This window comes from Citrobacter sp. Cf116 (assembly GCF_030336505.1).
Taxonomy (GTDB): Bacteria; Pseudomonadota; Gammaproteobacteria; order Enterobacterales; family Enterobacteriaceae; genus Citrobacter; species Citrobacter freundii.
Map to the genome: position 1 here is coordinate 35,271 of NZ_JAOWEQ010000001.1, position 20,850 is coordinate 56,120.

18 protein-coding genes are annotated in these 20,850 nt (G+C 50.8%); 12 read left to right on the forward strand and 6 right to left on the reverse strand.

Going from position 1 to position 20,850, the window contains the following annotated elements; translation table 11 throughout:
* The first annotated feature begins 255 nt into the window (after positions 1-255).
* The 5 genes from pgi (at position 256) to OGV74_RS00195 (ending at position 6,155) form a co-directional block, all read left to right on the forward strand.
* Positions 256-1,905, forward strand: coding sequence for a glucose-6-phosphate isomerase (pgi, locus tag OGV74_RS00175; protein ID WP_086504764.1), 1,650 nt, complete (start codon positions 256-258; stop codon positions 1,903-1,905).
* A gap of 419 nt (positions 1,906-2,324) precedes the next feature.
* The gene (gene yjbE / locus OGV74_RS00180; protein WP_003826562.1) at positions 2,325-2,567 is read left to right on the forward strand and encodes an exopolysaccharide production protein YjbE; all 243 of its coding nucleotides are present in this window, start codon (positions 2,325-2,327) and stop codon (positions 2,565-2,567) included.
* 119 nt (positions 2,568-2,686) lie between these two features.
* Positions 2,687-3,325 carry a YjbF family lipoprotein gene (locus OGV74_RS00185; protein ID WP_048220017.1) on the forward strand — a complete coding sequence of 213 codons (639 nt, stop codon included), beginning with the start codon at positions 2,687-2,689 and terminating at the stop codon, positions 3,323-3,325.
* A complete protein-coding gene (locus OGV74_RS00190; RefSeq protein ID WP_086504765.1) occupies positions 3,322-4,059 on the forward strand; it encodes a capsule biosynthesis GfcC family protein in 738 nt (245 codons plus the stop codon). Before OGV74_RS00185 ends, OGV74_RS00190 begins: the two co-directional genes overlap by 4 nt.
* Complete coding sequence (locus OGV74_RS00195) at positions 4,059-6,155, forward strand: YjbH domain-containing protein (protein ID WP_086504766.1); 2,097 nt, start codon at positions 4,059-4,061, stop codon at positions 6,153-6,155. The genes OGV74_RS00190 and OGV74_RS00195 overlap by 1 nt, the downstream gene beginning before the upstream one ends.
* Positions 6,156-6,253: 98 nt before the next feature.
* Here the strand turns inward: OGV74_RS00195 and OGV74_RS00200 are convergent, their stop codons facing one another.
* On the reverse strand, positions 6,254-6,706 hold the full coding sequence (locus tag OGV74_RS00200; RefSeq protein WP_003031673.1) for an acyltransferase: 453 nt from the start codon (positions 6,704-6,706) through the stop codon (positions 6,254-6,256).
* A 138-nt stretch (positions 6,707-6,844) separates the two neighbouring features.
* Here OGV74_RS00200 and psiE point away from each other — a divergent pair, with 138 nt between their 5' ends.
* Positions 6,845-7,255, forward strand: a complete 411-nt coding sequence (psiE, locus tag OGV74_RS00205; RefSeq protein ID WP_003031674.1) for a phosphate-starvation-inducible protein PsiE — start codon at positions 6,845-6,847, stop codon at positions 7,253-7,255.
* A 75-nt stretch (positions 7,256-7,330) separates the two neighbouring features.
* On the opposite strand, the gene nhaC is transcribed toward psiE, so the two are convergent.
* The 5 genes from nhaC to malE all read right to left on the reverse strand — a co-directional run bounded on the left by nhaC (position 7,331) and on the right by malE (position 14,027).
* Positions 7,331-8,782 carry a Na+/H+ antiporter NhaC gene (nhaC, locus tag OGV74_RS00210; RefSeq protein ID WP_047389614.1) on the reverse strand — a complete coding sequence of 484 codons (1,452 nt, stop codon included), beginning with the start codon at positions 8,780-8,782 and terminating at the stop codon, positions 7,331-7,333.
* The gene (locus OGV74_RS00215) at positions 8,775-9,953 is read right to left on the reverse strand and encodes a MalY/PatB family protein (protein ID WP_032948311.1); all 1,179 of its coding nucleotides are present in this window, start codon (positions 9,951-9,953) and stop codon (positions 8,775-8,777) included. Before OGV74_RS00215 ends, nhaC begins: the two co-directional genes overlap by 8 nt.
* 302 nt (positions 9,954-10,255) lie before the next feature.
* Entirely contained in the window at positions 10,256-11,146 is an 891-nt protein-coding gene (gene malG, locus OGV74_RS00220; protein ID WP_003031677.1) for a maltose ABC transporter permease MalG, read from the reverse strand.
* A 14-nt stretch (positions 11,147-11,160) separates the two neighbouring features.
* Positions 11,161-12,705, reverse strand: coding sequence for a maltose ABC transporter permease MalF (malF, locus tag OGV74_RS00225; RefSeq protein WP_003031679.1), 1,545 nt, complete (start codon positions 12,703-12,705; stop codon positions 11,161-11,163).
* Between the two features lie 131 nt (positions 12,706-12,836).
* Positions 12,837-14,027, reverse strand: a complete 1,191-nt coding sequence (gene malE, locus OGV74_RS00230) for a maltose/maltodextrin ABC transporter substrate-binding protein MalE (protein ID WP_286520089.1) — start codon at positions 14,025-14,027, stop codon at positions 12,837-12,839.
* 360 nt (positions 14,028-14,387) lie between these two features.
* On the opposite strand from malE, the gene malK reads away from it, so the two are divergent.
* The 6 genes from malK (at position 14,388) to OGV74_RS00260 (ending at position 20,845) form a co-directional block, all read left to right on the forward strand.
* Entirely contained in the window at positions 14,388-15,497 is a 1,110-nt protein-coding gene (malK, locus tag OGV74_RS00235; RefSeq protein WP_003031682.1) for a maltose/maltodextrin ABC transporter ATP-binding protein MalK, read from the forward strand.
* Between the two features lie 78 nt (positions 15,498-15,575).
* On the forward strand, positions 15,576-16,931 hold the full coding sequence (locus OGV74_RS00240; protein ID WP_003031683.1) for a maltoporin: 1,356 nt from the start codon (positions 15,576-15,578) through the stop codon (positions 16,929-16,931).
* Positions 16,932-17,044: 113 nt separating this feature from the next.
* A complete protein-coding gene (gene malM, locus OGV74_RS00245) occupies positions 17,045-17,992 on the forward strand; it encodes a maltose operon protein MalM (RefSeq protein ID WP_032948312.1) in 948 nt (315 codons plus the stop codon).
* A 180-nt stretch (positions 17,993-18,172) separates the two neighbouring features.
* The gene (gene ubiC, locus OGV74_RS00250; protein ID WP_003031688.1) at positions 18,173-18,670 is read left to right on the forward strand and encodes a chorismate lyase; all 498 of its coding nucleotides are present in this window, start codon (positions 18,173-18,175) and stop codon (positions 18,668-18,670) included.
* Positions 18,671-18,683: 13 nt separating this feature from the next.
* Positions 18,684-19,556 carry a 4-hydroxybenzoate octaprenyltransferase gene (gene ubiA, locus OGV74_RS00255; RefSeq protein ID WP_003031690.1) on the forward strand — a complete coding sequence of 291 codons (873 nt, stop codon included), beginning with the start codon at positions 18,684-18,686 and terminating at the stop codon, positions 19,554-19,556.
* A 725-nt stretch (positions 19,557-20,281) separates the two neighbouring features.
* Positions 20,282-20,845, forward strand: coding sequence for a fimbrial-like protein (locus tag OGV74_RS00260; protein WP_003031691.1), 564 nt, complete (start codon positions 20,282-20,284; stop codon positions 20,843-20,845).
* The last annotated feature ends 5 nt before the right edge of the window (positions 20,846-20,850 follow it).

The window sequence follows — 20,850 nt, forward strand, 5'->3', positions numbered from 1 at the left end:
CGGTGCAGGCGCAAATGCAAATACCGTATTTATAAATAAAATGTGTAGCTTGCACTGTCAACGCTGGGATTATGCGGATTTTTCATGCTGCAACTGCGTTGAGTAACGGTACTAATAACAACGCTGATAACCGCTATACTTTTTAGCCACGTTTGGCGGATGCCCTGGCAATGGCATTAAAACAATCACACTTTTCTGTGACTGGCGTTACAATCGATCTCAGTCACAATTCTCAAAATCAGAAGAGTATTGCTAATGAAAAACATCAATCCAACGCAGACCTCAGCCTGGCAGGCACTACAAAAACACTTTGAAGAAATGAAAGACGTTACTATCGCGGATCTTTTCGCGAAAGATAGCGATCGTTTCACTAAGTTTTCCGCGACGTTTGACGATCTGATGCTGGTGGATTTCTCCAAAAACCGCATCACTGAAGAGACGCTGGCTAAACTGCAGGATCTGGCGAAAGAAACCGATTTGGCGGGTGCCATCAAGTCCATGTTCTCCGGTGAGAAAATCAACCGTACTGAAGACCGTGCCGTGCTGCACGTGGCGCTGCGTAACCGTAGCAATACGCCGATCATCGTTGACGGCAAAGATGTGATGCCGGAAGTGAATGCGGTACTGGAGAAGATGAAATCTTTCTCTGAAGCGATCATCTCCGGAAGCTGGAAAGGCTATACCGGCAAAGCCATCACTGATGTAGTAAACATCGGTATCGGCGGTTCTGACCTTGGCCCGTTCATGGTGACCGAAGCGCTGCGTCCGTATAAAAATCACCTGAACATGCACTTTGTGTCGAACGTCGATGGTACGCACATCGCCGAAGTGCTGAAAAAAGTGAACTCGGAAACCACGCTGTTCCTGGTCGCTTCCAAAACCTTCACCACCCAGGAAACCATGACCAACGCCCACAGCGCGCGCGACTGGTTCCTGGCGACCGCTGGCGACAACAAGCACGTAGCCAAACACTTCGCAGCGCTTTCCACTAACGGTAAAGCGGTTGGCGAGTTTGGTATTGATACAGCCAATATGTTCGAGTTCTGGGACTGGGTTGGCGGTCGTTACTCCCTGTGGTCTGCAATCGGCCTGTCCATCATCCTGTCCGTAGGCTTCGACAATTTTGTTGAGCTGCTCTCCGGCGCGCATGCGATGGACAAACACTTCTCCACCACCCCGGCTGAGAAAAACCTGCCGGTGCTGCTGGCGCTGATCGGTATCTGGTACAACAACTTCTTCGGTGCCGAAACCGAAGCGATTCTGCCGTATGACCAGTATATGCACCGTTTCGCGGCCTACTTCCAGCAGGGCAACATGGAATCCAACGGTAAATACGTTGACCGTAACGGCAATGCGGTGGATTACCAGACTGGCCCAATCATCTGGGGTGAGCCGGGTACTAACGGCCAGCATGCGTTCTACCAGCTGATCCACCAGGGTACCAAAATGGTGCCGTGCGATTTCATCGCGCCGGCAATCACCCACAATCCGCTGTCGGATCACCATCCGAAACTGCTGTCTAATTTCTTCGCGCAAACCGAAGCGCTGGCTTTTGGTAAATCTCGTGAAGTGGTTGAGCAGGAATATCGCGACCAGGGTAAAGATCCGGCTACGCTTGAGCACGTTGTGCCGTTCAAAGTGTTCGAAGGTAACCGTCCAACGAACTCCATTCTGCTGCGCGAAATCACGCCGTTCAGCCTGGGTGCGCTGATTGCGCTGTACGAACACAAAATCTTCACTCAGGGCGCGATCCTGAACATCTTCACCTTTGACCAGTGGGGCGTTGAGCTGGGCAAACAGCTGGCGAACCGCATTCTGCCAGAGCTGAACGATGATAAAACTGTTTCTTCCCATGATGTTTCTACTAATGGGTTGATTAACCGTTACAAAGCCTGGCGCGCCTAATGGCGCTGCGCTTATCCGGCCTACAGGCACATATCCTGTAGGCCGGATAAGGCGTTTCGCCGCCATCCGGCATTAATGAAATAAAAAAGCCGATATTAATATCGGCTTTTTTATAAGATTACTCCAGGATATCTACGTTTTTACTTCACCCTTTAATTGAGCTTAATCCTAAAATAATTTATTCAACGTTATCCTGTTTCTGATATTTTCAGATTTACCGGGTATTGTGTTTTTATTATTATATTTTAACTCTTTGAATTAAGTTGTTTTTATTATTTGTTGTTAATCATATTTTCTCTCGTTATCTAATTATCCTAAATTCCCTCTCGATCTAATTTACAAACTTCGCTTGTGTATACTCGATCTCGCCCGAAATTCTTTTGGGTAAATCTCCATTCATACAATGAAGGGAATTTGTGATGAAAAAAGTTCTGTATGGCCTTTGGGCTATATCTGCGCTTGCGGCGACCTCTGTCTATGCCGCCCCCGTTCAGGTGGGTGAGGCTGCAGGGTCGGCTGCTGCGTCGGTTTCGGCAGGAAGTTCCTCCGCAACCAGCGTGAGCACCGTAAGTTCTGCGGTGGGGGTTGCCCTGGCGGCGACCGGCGGCGGCGATGGTTCTAATACCGGAACCACAACCACCACAACCACCAGTACCCAGTAATAAAGGTACGTTTAATTCTAACCACACTTCGGTGTGGTTATTTTGGAATTGCCAAAAGTCTGTGGGATTTGTAGGCCGGGTAAGCGTTGCGCCACCCGGCAATAAAGCGGAGAAACGTCGTGAAGCGACCAGCGATCATAATGGTTTGCCTGCTACTGCAGGCGTGCTCAGCCACTACCGAAGGGCTGGGTCATTCGCTGTGGGATAGCGTGTTTGGTACTCCCGGCGTACAGATGACGGACGATGAAATTCAAAACATGCCTTACGCCAGCCAGTACATGCAGCTCAACGGCGGTCCCCAACTGTTTGTGGTACTCGCGTTTGCAGAAAACGGACAGCAGAAATGGGTGACTCAGGATCGGGCTATTCTCGTCACGCAGCATGGGCGCATTGTGAAAACGCACCTTGGCGGGGACAACCTAATCGAGGTGAATAATCTGGCGACAGACCCGCTCATCAAGCCAAATCAGATAGTCGACGGCGCAACGTGGATCCGCACGATGGGCTGGACTGAACATCAGCAGGTACGCTATGCCACCGCGCGCTCGGTTTTCACATGGGATGGCGCAGACACCATCAAAGTCGGCAGCGATAACACGCCGGTACGGATCCTTGATGAAGAGGTCACCACCGATCAAACGCGCTGGCATAACCGCTACTGGGTAGACAGTGACGGCATGATTCGCCAGTCGGAACAGTATCTTGGCGCAGGTTTCTTCCCGGTGAAAACCACGCTGATTAAGGCGGCAAAACCATGATGAAACAAATGATTACTGCGCTGACATTCAGCCTGTGCGCGGCATCTGTTTTTGCTGCGGGCAGCGTAAAAGTGATTACGACAGGTAGCACAGAAGCAAAAACGCTGACCGGGGCTGAACATCTGCTCGACCTGGTTGGACAGCCGCGGTTGAGCAATAGCTGGTGGCCAGGCACGGTTATCAGCGAAGAGCGGGCAACAACTGAGGCACAACGTCAGCAGCAGGCATTACTGGCTCGTCTGGCGACGTTGAGCGCTGAAGCAAGCGGTGAGGATGCTAGCGCTATCAACGCATTACGCCAGCAAATTCAGGCGCTGAAGGTGGCCGGTAGACAGACGATTAATCTCGACCCGGATGTAGTGCGTACCAGTGAACCAGGCAACCCGCCGTTGCAGGGTAATTACACACTGTGGGTCGGACCGCAGCCCACAGATATCACGCTGTTGGGTTTGCTAAGCCACACGGGTAAACAGCTGTTTATACCCGGACGTGATGTTGCCAGCTATCTCGATGGGCAGCATCGGCTCAGCGGCGCGGATCGTAGCTACGCCTGGGTTGTCTATCCCGACGGACGCACACAAAAAGTACCGGTCGCCTACTGGAACAAACGTCACATTGAGCCGATGCCCGGCAGCATCATTTTTGTCGGGCTGTCGGACTCTGTCTGGAGCAGCACCCCGGATGAAATCAATGCCGACATTCTTCGCACCCTGACCCAGCGGATACCCGAATAATGAGAAAAACTTATCTGCTCAGCCTGTTGGCGCTGGGTATCAGTGCGGCCTGTCACGGTGAAGCGTATCCTGCGCCGATTGGTCCTTCCCAGTCCGATTTTGGCGGCGTGGGGCTGCTGCAAACCCCAACCGCACGCATGGCGCGTGAGGGCGAAATGAGCCTTAACTACCGCGATAACGATCAGTACCGCTATTACTCTGCGTCGGTGCAGCTCTTCCCGTGGCTGGAAACGACCCTGCGCTATACCGATGTGCGCACCAAAAAATACAGTAGCGTGGAGTCGTTTTCTGGCGATCAGACTTACAAGGATAAAGCTTTTGATCTCAAACTACGTCTGTGGGAAGAGAGCTACTGGATGCCGCAGGTGGCAGTTGGCGCGCGAGATATTGGCGGAACGGGCCTGTTCGATGCGGAGTATATTGTGGCGAACAAAGCCTGGGGACCGTTTGATTTTTCACTCGGTCTTGGCTGGGGATACCTCGGGACCAGCGGCAACGTCAGCAATCCGTTTTGCTCATACAGCGATAAATTCTGTCATCGCGATAACAGTTACAAGCAGGCGGGTTCCATTGACGGCAGCCAGATGTTCCACGGCCCGGCGTCGCTGTTTGGCGGCGTGGAATATCAGACACCCTGGCAGCCGCTGCGTCTGAAACTGGAGTATGAGGGTAATAATTACCAGCAGGATTTTGCGGGCAAGCTGGATCAGAAGAGCAAGTTTAACGTCGGCGCTATTTATCGCGTCACCGATTGGGCCGACGTTAACCTCAGCTATGAGCGCGGCAACACCTTTATGTTTGGGGTCACGCTGCGGACTAACTTTAACGATCTGCGACCAAACTATAACGATAACGCCCGTCCGAAGTATCAGCCGCAGCCGCAGGATGCGATCCTGCAACATTCGGTAGTGGCGAATCAGCTAACGCTGCTGAAATACAATGCCGGGCTGGCGGATCCTAAAATCCAGGTGCAGGGCGATACGCTGTATGTAACAGGCGAACAGGTGAAATACCGTGATTCGCGCGAGGGGATCGAGCGTGCCAACCGGATCGTGATGAACGATCTTCCTGACGGGATCCGCACGATCCGTATTACGGAAAATCGCCTTAACTTGCCGCAGGTGACGACCGAAACAGAGGTTTCCAGCCTCAAGCGCCATCTGGAAGGCGAGCCCTTGGGCCATGAGACTCAACTGGCGCAAAAACGCGTGGAGCCCGTGGTGCCGAAAACGACCGAGCAGGGCTGGTATATCGATAAGTCGCGCTTCGATTTCCATATCGATCCGGTGCTAAACCAGTCGGTGGGTGGCCCGGAAAATTTCTATATGTATCAGTTGGGCGTGATGGGTACGGCGGATTGGTGGGTGACCGATCATCTGCTGACCACCGGGAGTTTGTTCGCCAACCTCGCCAATAACTATGACAAGTTTAACTACACCAACCCGCCGCAGGATTCGCATTTGCCGCGTGTGCGTACCCATGTACGTGACTACGTGCAAAACGATGTTTACGTGAATAACCTGCAGGCCAACTACTTCCAGTCACTCGGCAACGGCTTTTACGGACAGGTGTACGGCGGCTATCTGGAGACCATGTACGGCGGCGCGGGGGCAGAAGTGCTGTATCGTCCGCTGGACAGCAACTGGGCGTTTGGTGTTGATGCCAACTACGTGAAACAGCGTGACTGGCGTAGCGCGCAGGACATGATGAAATTCACCGACTACAGCGTGAAGACCGGGCATTTGACCGCGTACTGGAATCCTTCTTTCGCCCAGGATGTGCTGGTGAAAGCCAGCGTGGGTCAGTATCTGGCCGGGGATAAGGGCGGAACGTTGGAGATCGCCAAACGCTTCGACAGCGGTGTCGTGGTGGGTGGTTATGCGACTATCACTAACGCCTCGCCGGATGAGTATGGCGAGGGTGATTTTACTAAAGGGGTGTACGTTTCCGTGCCGCTGGATCTGTTCTCGTCTGGTCCGACCCGCAGCCGTGCGGCGATTGGCTGGACGCCGTTAACGCGTGATGGCGGTCAGCAGCTTGGGCGTAAGTTTGGTCTGTACGATATGACCAGCGATCGCAGCGTGAATTTTCGGTAATCGAGCCGTTTGCCAGCCGGATGGCGCTACGCTTATCCGGCACTACAAAGTGCCTGTATTGCAGGCCGGATAAGGTATTTACGCCGTCATCAGGGAAGTTACAGGCGACGCAATAATTTTGCCGGGTTTCCCGCGTACACGCCTTTCTCGGTGATTGATTTGGTCACTACGCTTCCTGCGCCGATGACCGCGCCATCGCAGACAGTGACCGCCAGAATGGTCGCTCCACTGCCGATCGAAACATCGTCGCCAATCGTAATGCGTCCCCAGCTGTTGCGGTCGGCGTTGGGTTTTCCTTCGCGGAACATATCGTTGGCGAACATCACGCCATGCCCGATAAAACAGCGGGCGCCGAGGGTGACATATTCGCAGATGAAGGTGTGCGACTGAATTTTGCTGTCTGCGCCAATCTGTGTGTTGCCCTGGATTTCAACAAATGGTCCGACAAAAACGTTGTCTCCCAATGTGCAATCGTAGAGATTGGCGGGTTCATAAATCACCACGTTCTCACCGCAGGTAACGTTGCGGACAGCGGATTGTCTTAGCTGCATAATTCATCCTGTGAAATGTATCGTGGCATTCATCATTCTCCGTTGACCTTTCTTGCACAAAATATAAACAAAAAATGTAGATCTCTGTCACATTTTTGCGTTATACAGGAACCTCGCCACTGAGTAAGAGGTGCAGTTATGACGTCGCTATCTCGTCCGCGCGTGGAGTTTATCTCCACTATTTTACAGACCGTGTTGAATCTGGGACTGCTGAGTCTGGGCCTGATCCTGGTTGTATTCCTCGGGAAAGAAACGCTGCATCTGGCGGACGTGCTGTTCGCGCCGGAACAAACCAGCAAGTATGAGCTGGTGGAAGGGCTGGTGGTTTACTTCCTCTACTTTGAATTTATCGCGTTGATTGTGAAGTACTTTCAGTCAGGGTTTCACTTTCCGTTGCGCTACTTTGTCTATATCGGGATCACCGCGATTGTGCGGTTGATCATTGTCGATCATAAAGCGCCGATGGATGTGCTGATCTATTCTGCAGCGATCCTGCTGCTGGTGATCACCCTGTGGCTGTGTAATTCCAAACGGCTGAAGCGAGAGTAAAAGACAACACGCCGCAATCGGGCTGCGGCGTGTAGACGTAGTTAATAATTGGCAAATATCTTAATCAGGCTGGTACTACTTGCTTTCATTTGCTGCTTTCATCATGAGCTGTTGCTGCTTTTCTTTGGATAAGCGAGCAATGCCAAAACCAGTGAACCCCCATAACGTCGCAAAGAAAATGCCACTCCAGCAGAGAATAGCCCACGGAAGATAGCTTAATGTTGCAACACCAAGCGTACCTGCCATGTAGGCTCCCGCCGCAGTCCAGGGCAGAATCGGCTCGAATATGGTGGCAGAGTCTTCTACTGTCCTTGCCAGATTTTTTGGGTGTAACCCGCGCTCAATATAAGCGCTTCGTAGCATTTCAATCGGAATCAGGATTGAGATCTGACCATTACAGGTCACGCTAATCATTGTTAAACCACAGGCAATAGTCGCAAGAATCATGGTACCTGTGGAATGAACTAATTTAAGTAGGTTGTGGACAATGACTTCTAAAGCACCGCTCAGAGCCAATGTTCCCGCAAATGAAAGGGCGCAGAAACAAATCAGCAGCGTACTCATCATCGAGTTCATGCCACCACGGTTAAGCAAATTACCCAATAGGGGATTAACATCTTTATCGGCAAGCATTGAAACGTTAAATCCGTCTACGGCGCTTTTTACAATATCGTGCAGAGTGAAACCCTGAATGACGCTGGCGTTGATCATGGCAACCAGTGCCGAAACTAACATAATTGGAATGGTTGGTTTCTTGGTAATCGAGCCGTACAAGACAATAGCAATGGGTAACAGTAACAACAAATTAAAATGGTAAATTCCCTTTAATCCCTCTGTAATTAACTGAACTTTATCGGGAACGGTTGAGCCGCCGAGATCGCCATTCATACCATAGAGGGTCATGACAACAGCAGAAAGGATCAAGGAAGGAAGGGTTGTGTAAAGTAAATGAGCGATATGTTCATAGAGATCTATCTGGGCGGCCATCGCTGCCAGGTTTGTGTCACCAGAAAGGGGAGACAGTTTGTCCCCGAAGTAAGCTCCCGCCACAATAGCGCCAGCAGTTGCTGCCAGATTAGCCTCCATTCCGATGGCCACGCCCATAAACGCTACACCGACTGTGCCCGCTGAGCCCCAGGATGTTCCTGTGCACACAGAGACGACTGCAGTGACAAGCAGGGCTGTCACATAGATCATTGAAGGGTTTATCAGATTAAGGCCGTAATAAATCATCAGCGGAATAGTACCGCCTATCATCCATGTCCCAATCAGTAGGCCCACGCTGATCAAAATTAAGAGAGCGGGCATCGTTTTGGCGATTTTCTGAGAAATTGATTCAAGGATTGCGTTGTAGCCGTACCCCAAACGCTTAACCAATAGTGCCGCAATGACGGTCGAAAGGACCATTAATGGCTCAGGTGGTAGATCGAAAGCCGCATAACCGACCCCCAGCAATAAGACCATCGCCAGTATCGGTAACATTGATTCCACCAGAGTTGGTGTTCTTGGAGTATTGTTATTATTCATGGAGGGAAACTCCTTTAGTGTAGGGTATGCTCTGATAAATCCGTTCAAATGCTTCTTTAAGAATGGTTCTCGGCGTGGCAATGTTCACACGGAAAAAACCAAGTCCTTCATCGCCAAAATCTGATCCCCAACTCATCTCAACACCTGCGAGCGAAACAAACCAATGGCGTAGCTGTTCTTCGCTGATGTTCATCGCTCGGTAGTCAATCCACAACATGTAAGTTCCGCCACCAGAGGCTAAAACCCAGTCTGGAAAATGAGTCTGGCAAAAGGATTGAACCCAGCTCCTGTTTTCGGCTAAATAATCTTTTAATGCTGCTAACCAAGAATCACCATGGCGGTAAGCACAGAGAAATGCAGGAACAGAGAAATAACCAGGATTATGGATACCTGCTGCAATAAGAGCTGATTTAAACTTTTCTCGACACTTATCATTAGCAATAACAATATTGGCGATTTCAAGTCCGGCCATATTGAATGTTTTTGCCGGAGATGTACAAATAAATGAGTTTTGTGCAACGTATGAACTTATCGAAGAAATTGTTTGATGTTGTTTTTTGATGAAATTGAAGTCTGCATGAACATCATCAGAAATAATAAAAACGTTGTATTTCTCTGCTAATGAAGCTATTTTTCTTAGATTATCTTCTGACCAGATTGTTCCTGTTGGATTATGCGGCGATATTAGAATGAAACAACAAGCCGTTTTAAACTTATCTTCGAGATCCGCAAAGTCTATTTCATAGGAGCGGTCACGATAAAGTAACGCACTTTCCAGTAATACTCTATGGTTGACTTCAACTGCATGGCTAATAGGATGATAGGCTGGTGCCAGGCTGACAATAGCATCTCCCGGTTGGGTAAAATTCTGGATATATAATGAAACGGCTTGTACCACTCGTGGGCAAAAAACAATGTGTTCAGGGTTGACCTTCCACGAGTAATGGCGTTGATACCACTGTGCTGTCACTTGCTGCCAGTCATCACTTAATAATGTATAACCGTAGATACCTTTCTGATTTGCGACTGATAATTCAGAAACCATAAAATCAGCTACCGGGATATCCATATCAGCTACAGATAGAGGGATGATTTCACGTCCCTTGTTATTATATTTAGCGCTATAGGTTCCGTCGCGTGAAATAACTTTATCAAAATTATAAACTTTCATATTTGTTACTCGCCCGATTTCATCTTTAGAGTAATGTAATATTTCGAGGGTGGAAGTGTTATTCTGTATTTTGTTTTCGTCATTATGAAAATTTGCATATGTGATGCTTATCACAAAGATGTTAACTATCTGTCAATAAAAATAATCCGGCGAGTGTAAACGTTTTACATCGCTTAACCGCCTGGAATTTACATAAAAAAAGGGCGCTCCGTAGAGCGCCGAATAACAGTCACAGGTTGGGATAACATAAGTTGAGGGTTGCAGTGGCATTGCCCGTTGCCGGGCAGTTACTTCGGTAAAACTTAACCTTTCACACCACCTGCCGTCAGTCCGTTGACCAGCCAGCGCTGCGCCAGCAAGAACACCAGAGTGATCGGAATGGCTGAAAGTACAGCTGCGGCGGCAAAGTCGCCCCACAAATAGTTCTGTGGATTGAGGTACTGCTGCATACCTACCGCGAGGGTATAGCTGTTCACATCACGCAGCAGCAGTGACGCGACCGGTACTTCGGTAATAGCGGCAATGAAAGACAGAATAAACACGACCGCCAGAATCGGAACGGAAAGTGGTAGCAGCACCAGGCGGAATGCCTGCCACGGCGTTGCGCCATCCAGCGCGGCCGCTTCTTCCAGCGAACCGTCGATGGTTTCGAAATAACCCTTAATCGTCCATACATGCAGCGCAATACCGCCAAGATAGGCGAAGATCACGCCGCCGTGCGTGTTCAGGCCGATAAACGGAATGTACTGGCCCAGGCGGTCAAACAAAGCATACAACGCGACCAGAGACAGCACCGCCGGGAACATCTGGAAAATCAGCATCCCTTTAAGCAGGGTTGCTTTGCCCGGGAAACGCATACGGGCAAAGGCGTAAGCACAGGTGGTGGAAAGCGTCACGATACCGATCGCGGTAATGCTGGCCACTTTCACCGAGTTCCACAGCCATAACAATACCGGGAACGGCGGTGGCGTCACGCGGCCATCCGCGTGTTCAACGCTAAAGCCCAGCGCCAGTTTCCAGTGTTCCCAGGAGATGTTTTCCGGGATCAAACTGCCGGTAGCAAAGTTACCTTCGCGCAGCGAGATAGCGATAACCATCAGCAACGGGAACATGATCGCCGCGATGAAAATCAGCAGCAGCAGGTGCGTGGTCAAGAGACGCAGTTTCTGAGATTTGGGTTGTACCATAGCCATGTTCGTTGTCTCCCTTAATCAAACTTCATACGTGTGGCTTTCAGGTTCACAATCGCCAGCGCGCCAACCAGCAGGAAGATCAGCGTGGCAATCGCCGCCGCCAGACCGAAGTCCTGACCACCGCCGCCTTCAAAGGCGATACGGTAGGTGTAGCTCACGAGCAGGTCGGTATAACCAGCTGGCGTGGTGGTGCCGAGTCGGTCCGGGCCACCGTTGGTCAACAGCTGAATCAGCACGAAGTTGTTAAAGTTAAAGGCGAAGCTGGCGATCATCAGCGGTGTCAGCGGCTTAATCAGCAGCGGTAGCGTTATCTTAAAGAAGTTCTGGAACGGACCTGCACCATCCATCGCCGAGGCTTCATACAGATCGTCAGGAATCGCTTTCAGCAGACCCATGCACAGGATCATCATGTATGGATAACCGAGCCAGGTGTTGACGATAATAATCATCGAACGCGCGGTGGTTGGGTCGCTGAACCAGGCCGGTTTGATACCAAACAGTGCGCTCAGCATCATGTTGATTTCACCAAAGCTCTGGTTGAATAAGCCCTTGAAAATCAGAATCGAGATAAACGACGGTACGGCATACGGAAGAATCAACAGGACACGGTAAATCGCTTTGCCTTTGAGAGATTCCCACTGTACGAGACAGGCCAGCACCATCCCCACAGCAACGGTGAGGATCACCGTCAGAACGGAGAAGACCACCGTCCAGACAAAGATGGCGAAGAACGGTTTCTGGATGCCTTCGTCGGTAAACACGCGAGTGAAGTTATCCCAGCCGATGGCAACGGTATAGCCTGGACTGAGTTTTTCGCTACCCCAGCTACCGTCAGCGTTAATCGCCTGATAATAACCAATATCGTTATTGGCGCGGTATTTTACGCCGCTCTGGCTGTTGGTGAGCGTACCGTCATCAGCAAGCGTATAAAGTGGCTGCGTGCCGGAAAACTGGCGCAGTGAACTCATAATCACTTTGCTTTCATCCGGCAGGATGGCGGTCAATTGGGTTAATGCCTGGCGATTTTGCGTGATGATACGCAGCGTTGCACGCTCGCCCGCTGGCAGCGCTTCGGCTTCTTTCAACTGCAGTTTCTGTTCGCCGCCAAATTTAAAGGCGTCGGAGAGATAATTCTTGCCGGTTTCACCGTCGGTGAGAGCCAGTTGCCACTCATCACCCGCCGGATACAGGCCAAAGTTGTAGGTTTTCCCAGCCTGATACGAACGATCCATCAGGACTTCCTGAGCACGTTCAAAGGTCAGCTGGTTGGTACTGCTGTAGTTGGTAAAGGCAATGGCGATCGTACAAATCAGCGGAAACAGGACAAACAGCCCCATACCGGCAACGCCCGGATAAACATAGCGCCAGGCATAGGCTTTACGGTTAGCGAAAATATACAGGCCAGCAGAGCTTAAAATCAGCGTCATGATGGCAAACAGGTACTCCCCCTGAGCGTACATCAAAACAACAAGGTAACCGACCAGCAGCCCAAGCAGACCCATCACTGACCATTTCAGCGTGTCGCTTTGCCACCAGTGTTTCTTTTTAATGACATCCATGGGGTTCAATCCTCAACAACAATGAAAACCTGTTGGTCAGCGTGCCTGATGGCGCTGCGCTTATCAGGCCTACGGTGTGTTGTAGGCCGGATAAGGCATTTATGCCGCCATCCGGCACGTGTGCTACAGCATTACTTGGTGATACGACCTTGTGCATCTTTCAGCGCGGCATCGACGGTCTGACGGCCGCTGGCTGCGTTGATCACTGCGGTACGAACGGCATACCAGAATGCGGACATCTGTGGGATGTTCGGCATGATTTCGCCTTTCTGGGCGTTATCCATGGTGGCGGCGATGCGTGGGTCTTTTGCTAACTGATCCTGGAAGGATTTCATCGCAACGGCGCCCAGCGGCTTGTCCTTGTTCACTTCATCCAGACCCTGATCGGTCAGCAGGTAGTTTTCGAGGAACTCTTTCGCCAGTTCTTTGTTCGGGCTGGCGGCGTTGATACCGGCGCTCAGAACGCCAACAAACGGTTTAGACGCTTTGCCTTTGAAGGTTGGCAGCAGCGTGACGCCGTAGTTGATTTTGCTCTTGTCGATGTTGGACCACGCCCACGGACCGTTGATGGTCATCGCGGTATCGCCCTTGTTAAAGGCCGCTTCGGCGATGGAGTAATCCGTATCCGCGTTCATATGTTTGTTCTTGATCAGGTCAACCAGGAAGGTCAGACCCTCTTTCGCGCCGGCGTTATCCACGCCCACGTCTTTCACATCGTACTTGCCGTTTTCAAACTTGAATGCGTAACCGCCGTCGGCGGCAATCAGCGGCCAGGTGAAGTACGGCTCTTGCAGGTTGAACATCAGCGCGGATTTACCTTTCGCCTTCAGCTCTTTATCCAGCGCAGGAATTTCTTCCCAGGTTTTCGGTGGGTTTGGCACGAGGTCTTTGTTGTAAATCAGCGACAGCGCTTCAACCGCGATCGGGTAGGCAATCAGTTTGCCGTTATAGCGTACGGCATCCCAGGTGAACGGATAGAGTTTGTCCTGGAACGCTTTGTCAGGCGTGATTTCAGCCAGCAGGCCAGACTGAGCGTAACCGCCAAAACGGTCATGAGCCCAGAAGATGATGTCCGGGCCGTCGCCGGTCGCGGCAACCTGCGGGAATTTCTCTTCCAGTTTGTCCGGGTGCTCAATAGTGACTTTGATCCCGGTGTCTTTCTCGAATTTTTTGCCCACTTCAGCGAGGCCGTTATAGCCTTTGTCGCCGTTAATCCAGATAACCAGCTTACCTTCTTCAATCTTGGCGAGAGCCGAGGCGGAAAACATCATCGTCGTTAATGCAGACAATGCGAGGATGCGTGCGCCAGTTTTGATTTTCATAGTTCCCATCCTGTTTGGTGATTTTGCAGAGGTGGCTTAACGGTTACTAGTTTCTTTATACGACAACCTCTTTCCATCCTCCTTACCCCTACGCCCCACCCCCTCTTTATGTGATCTGTGTTACATAAATGTGAGTATTGCGTACTGGCGCACATAAAAACCCACCGATTTTTGCAGGCTGCATCACGAAATTCCTCTGAGGCGGGTAGCCCGGGTCTCAGACGCTGCTCTCTCATCCTCCCGCCTCCTCCCCCATAAAAAAGCCGGGGGGTGGAGGATTCACGCAGTCAAGTGATCGCGCATAGTCAGCCCATCATGAATGTTGCTGTCGATGACAGGTTGTAACGAAGGGAGAAGGGCATGGCGAGCGTACAGCTGCGAAATGTAACAAAAGCCTGGGGTGACGTGGTGGTATCGAAAGATATCAATCTCGACATTCACGAAGGGGAATTCGTGGTGTTTGTCGGACCGTCAGGCTGCGGTAAGTCGACCTTGCTGCGTATGATCGCCGGGCTTGAAACCATCACCAGTGGTGACTTGTTTATCGGGGAGACCCGGATGAACGACATTCCGCCCGCCGAACGCGGTGTGGGCATGGTCTTTCAGTCCTATGCGTTATACCCCCATTTATCTGTCGCGGAAAACATGTCATTCGGCCTCAAACTGGCTGGGGCGAAAAAAGAGGTGATGAACCAGCGTGTGAACCAGGTTGCGGAAGTTCTGCAACTGGCGCACCTGCTGGAGCGTAAACCAAAAGCGCTTTCCGGCGGACAACGTCAGCGTGTGGCGATTGGCCGTACGCTGGTCGCCGAACCGCGAGTATTCCTGCTGGACGAACCGCTGTCAAACCTCGACGCCGCGCTGCGCGTGCAGATGCGTATTGAAATCTCCCGCCTGCATAAACGTCTTGGTCGCACGATGATTTACGTCACCCACGATCAGGTCGAAGCGATGACCCTGGCTGACAAAATTGTGGTGCTGGATGCCGGTCGCGTAGCGCAGGTCGGTAAACCGCTGGAGCTATACCACTACCCAGCTGACCGCTTTGTTGCCGGGTTTATTGGCTCGCCGAAGATGAACTTCCTGCCGGTGAAAGTCACCGGGACGGCCATCGATCAGGTGCAGGTTGAACTGCCTAACCGCCAGCAAATATGGCTCCCGGTAGACAGCCATGCGGTGCAGGTTGGCGCCAACATGTCTTTAGGTATCCGCCCGGAACATCTGCTGCCCAGCGATATCGCCGATGTCACCCTCGAAGGTGAAGTGCAGGTGGTCGAGCAGCTTGGTCACGAAACACAAATTCATATCCAGATCCCCGCCATCCGTCAAAACCTGGTTTACCGCCAGAACGACGTGGTGTTGGTAGAAGAGGGTGCCACATTCGCTATCGGCCTGCCGCCAGAGCGTTGCCATCTGTTCCGTGAGGATGGCAGTGCATGTCGTCGGTTGCATCAAGAGCCGGGTGTTTAAGGTATCCCATTAAAAAAAAGCGCAAAACCGTCAAGGTGAAGCGTTTAAAGAAAAGCAATGATCTCAGGAGATAGAACGATGATTACTCTGCGCAAACTCCCTCTGGCGGTTGCTGTGGCGGCAGGCATTATGTCTGTTCAGGCAATGGCTGTGGATTTCCATGGCTATGCACGTTCCGGTATTGGCTGGACGGGTAGCGGCGGTGAACAACAGTGTTTCCAGGCAACCGGCGCCCAAAGTAAATACCGTCTTGGTAACGAATGTGAAACCTATGCGGAAATTAAATTAGGTCAGGAAGTGTGGAAAGAGGGCGATAAGAGCTTCTACTTCGACACTAACGTTGCCTATTCCGTCGCACAGCAGAATGACTGGGAAGGGACTGACCCGGCCTTCCGTGAAGCCAACGTGCAGGGTAAAAACCTGATTGAATGGCTGCCAGGCTCCACTATCTGGGCAGGTAAGCGCTTCTATCAGCGTCATGATGTTCACATGATCGACTTCTACTACTGGGATATTTCAGGTCCTGGTGCTGGTATTGAAAACATCGATCTGGGCTTCGGTAAACTGTCTCTGGCCGCGAGCCGTTCACAGGAAGCGGGTGGTTCATATGCTTTCAGCAGCCAGAATATCTATGATCGTACCAAAGACACCGCCAACGACGTATTTGACGTTCGTTTAGCACAGTTGGCAACTAACCCGGATGGGATGTTGGAACTGGGCGTTGACTATGGCCGTGCGAATACCACCGATGATTACCACCTGGCAGACGGCGCATCTAAAGATGGTTGGATGTTCACCGCTGAACATACCCAGAGCATGCTGAAGGGCTACAACAAGTTTGTTGTTCAGTACGCGACAGATTCTATGACCACTCAGGGTAAAGGTCTGAACCAAGGGTCTTACGGTTCATCCTCCTTCACCGTTACTAACCCAGACGGTAGTAAAACGAATTACGCCAATAACGTTATTAATAACAACGGTAGCCTGTTCCGCGTACTTGACCACGGTGCAATCTCCCTGGGCGACAAATGGGATCTGATGTACGTCGGTATGTACCAGAACCTCGATATGGATAACGACCTGGGGACCGAATGGTACACCGTCGGTATCCGTCCGATGTACAAATGGACACCGATCATGAGCACCCTGCTGGAAGTCGGTTACGACAACGTCAAATCTCAGCAGACTGGCGATCGCAACAGCCAGTACAAAATCACCCTGGCGCAACAGTGGCAGGCTGGCGACAGCATCTGGTCCCGCCCGGCAATTCGTGTCTTTGCAACCTATGCCAAATGGGATGAAGAGTGGGGCTACGTTAAAAATGGTAACGACGTAACCAAATACGCCGCTGCAACCAACTCTGGTATCAGCACAACCAGCCGTGGCGACAGCGATGAGTGGTCCTTCGGTGCCCAGATGGAAATCTGGTGGTAATTCAGCACTAACCTGACGTAAAGACCGAAAGAGGGGCGCCAGCCCCTCTTGATTACGGTTTAGCGCGCTATTGCCTGGCCACCGCTGAACCCATGCTATCTGAGGTGATAACAATGAAAATGAAGAAAAGTCTCGTTGCCCTTTGTTTATCTGCAGGGTTATTTGCCAGCGCGCCTGGCATCAGCCTGGCCGATGTAAATATTGTTCCGCAGAACACCACCGCGGCTCCAACTATTCCCACTGCTGCGCTACAACAGTTAACCTGGACGCCGGTTGATCAATCCAAAACCCAGGCGACACAACTCGCGGCAGCGGGTCAGCGTCTGGATGTTGCTGGTATTACTGGCCCAGTCGCCGCGTACAGCGTCCCCGCGAATATTGGTGAGTTAACCCTGACGCTGACCAGTGAAGTCAACAAACAAACCAGTGTATTTGCACCAAACGTTTTAATTCTTGATCAGAACATGACGCCATCTGCGTTCTTCCCCAGCAGCTATTTCACCTACCAGGAACCCGGCGTGATGAGTGCCGATCGTCTGGAAGGCGTAATGCGTTTGACGCCAGCGCTGGGCCAGCAAAAGCTCTATGTTCTGGTCTTTACCACAGATAAAGATCTCCAGCAGACCACGACCCTGCTTGACCCGGCAAAAGCCTATGCCAAGGGGGTAGGTAACGCTGTTCCGGATATCCCTGACCCGATCGCCCGTCATACCACCGACGGTCTGCTGAAGCTGAAAGTCAAAACCAGTTCCTCCTCCAGCGTGCTGGTAGGGCCGCTGTTTGGCTCATCCGGCCCTGGCCCTGTCACGGTGGGTAATACCGCAGCGCCTGCAGTTACTTATGCGGCTCCGGCGGCAGCCGTTGCCGCTCCAGCGCCACAACCGGTGAAGAAAAGTGAGCCGATGTTAAATGACACGGAAAGTTATTTTAACCAGGGCATTAAGGATGCCGTGGCGAAAGGCGATGTCGATAAAGCGCTGAAGCTGCTTGATGAAGCTGAACGTCTGGGATCCAAATCTGCCCGATCCACCTTTATCAGCAGTGTAAAAGGCAAGGGGTAAACGTCTCCCCGCAGTGCTGATTTTGCAACAACTGGTGCGTCTCCTGGCGCACCTTTTTTTATCCTTCGGTGCTAATTGTTACACTTATGTTGCTCTGACGATCACTTAATTGTGTTTGCTCACCCCGTAATGCATTTTCTGCGATACAATGCCTTCAGGTTATAAATCGGAGAGTAAGGCATGCCACACCCTGCGTTAACGCAACTGCGTGCGCTGCGTTATTTTGATGCGATCCCGGCGCTGGACCCCCAACTGCTCGACTGGTTGTTACTGGAAGATTCCATGACCAAACGTTTTGAGCAGCAGGGGAAAAAGGTCACCGTAACGTTGATTCGCGAAGAATTCGTTGGGCAAAATGAGGTGGCTGAAGAACTGACGCTGCTGCCTAAAGAGTCTCGCTATTGGTTACGTGAAATCCTGTTATGTGCGGATGGTGAACCCTGGCTTGCCGGACGGACCGTGGTGCCTGAATCAACCTTGTGCGGCCCTGAACTGGCCTTACAGAACCTGGGGAAAACCCCGCTCGGACGCTACCTGTTTACGTCATCGACATTGACCCGAGATTTTATTGAGATTGGCCGCGATGCAGCGCTATGGGGGCGTCGTTCCCGCCTACGGCTGAGCGGTAAGCCGCTGATGCTTACCGAGCTTTTTCTGCCTGCATCGCCGTTGTACTAAGAGGAAGATAAAGATGGAGTGGAGTCTGACGCAGAATAAGCTGCTGGCGTTTCACCGCTTGATGCGTACGGATAAGCCGATCGGCGCCTTACTGCTGCTCTGGCCAACGCTATGGGCATTGTGGGTGGCGACCCCAGGCATGCCGCAACTGTGGATCCTGGCGGTATTTGTCGCCGGCGTTTGGTTAATGCGCGCCGCTGGATGTGTGGTAAATGATTATGCCGACAGGAAGTTTGACGGACACGTTAAACGCACCGCGAATCGACCGCTGCCGAGCGGTGCTGTCACCGAAAAAGAAGCCCGAACGCTGTTCGTCGTATTGGTGTTGCTCGCCTTCCTGCTGGTTTTGACGCTCAACACGATGACCATTTTGTTGTCCGTTGCGGCGCTAGCGCTGGCGTGGGTCTATCCCTTCATGAAACGCTACACGCATCTGCCGCAGGTGGTGCTGGGCGCGGCGTTTGGCTGGTCTATACCGATGGCGTTTGCCGCCGTGAGCGAGTCTGTACCACTGAGCTGCTGGCTAATGTTCCTCGCCAACATTCTCTGGGCGGTGGCCTATGATACACAGTATGCGATGGTTGATCGGGATGATGACCTGAAGATTGGCATTAAATCGACCGCGATCCTGTTCGGCCAGAACGACAAACTCATTATTGGTATTCTGCAGGTCGGTGTACTGGTGCTGATGGCGCTGGTTGGGTGGCTGAACGGACTGGCGTTAGGCTATTACTGGTCTTTGCTGGTGGCGGGTGCGCTGTTTGTGTATCAACAAAAGCTGATTGTTCACCGTGAACGTGATGCCTGCTTTAAAGCGTTTATGAACAATAATTATGTAGGGCTGGTACTGTTTTTAGGACTGGCGATGAGCTACTGGCATCTTTGATCGCTTTTGTGAGACAAAAAACCGGTCGTTGACCGGTTTTTTTATGCCCTATCGGTTTCATATGCAAACACCCATGAAAGCGGATTTGGCTTTAATTAACGTTCAAACGGTCACCTCAACGGCTTTGTGTGATGAGGTAGTCATTGCCATTGGCGAAAAAAACACCGCATCAATACTTCTGCTAATAATGTGATATATCAATTTTCCCCCTCTATAAAAGAGCTATTTTATAAAACATAAGCAATTCTAAACGAATCGTCTTTTGTCCTCTGGATATGTAAATTTTCGTTTCACCGGTAATAATCTTTAAGGCTTAACATATCTAAAATTTATTGTTATTTTGTAATCTAATGTTTCTTGTTGTTACATTTGGTCGGTAAATATTTATTGGTGAAATAGTTAAGAAAATCGTGACTATCCAATGATGCTGATGAGTTTTTGCTCGTCAAAATGCTGCTTTATAACGTGGGGTGTTTAAGGATTTCCTTATTTTTAGCTAAGCCTTGGTCTTTTTTGATATATTTATTATGAATATATGTAGATTTTCTAAAAATGAATTTAGTTTATCTAACGTGATAAATAAAATCCTCCATGATAAATTCTCTCCTGTCATTCAGTACTCGATTAAATTTTAATCTTATCGACGGCTCTGTTTGTTATCATCAAATCAGTATCTAACTCTATAAAAGTATTTTGATTTTATTTATTGTAAAGGATTATACACAATGTTTAAGAAAACACTGTTAGCTGTTGCTGCAACTTCTCTTCTTTCCAGCATGGCTTTTAATGCATCAGCTGCTGATCAGGGGCATGGTAAAATTTCTTTTGAAGGTATCGTAATTTCCGCGCCTTGCTCTATTGCTCCGGGTGACGAAGACCAGACTATTAGCCTGGGTGAAGTGGCTGATACCGCTCTGAACGGCGGTAAATTCTCCCTGCCGGTTCCTGTTCAGATCCACCTGCAAGATTGTACCCTGACTGGCGGTACCACTGAAGCGCCGACCACTATCACTAAGGCAAAAGTTACATTCTCTTCTGCTAACGCAGATGCAGATAGCCTGTTGAAAAACACCGCTGAAGGCAACTATGGCGGCGCTGAGCACGTAGGCGTGCGCCTGCTGACTGAAGGCAATGAAAAGGTGGTAATGGGAACTGCGGTTGAATTCGCTCTGATGGCTGATAACTCTTATCAGGTGCTGAACTTCAAAGCTCGTATGGAGTCTCCGACTACTAATGCGACAGCGGGTAACGTAGCCTCTGACGTTAATTACGTTCTGGCATACCTGTAATTATT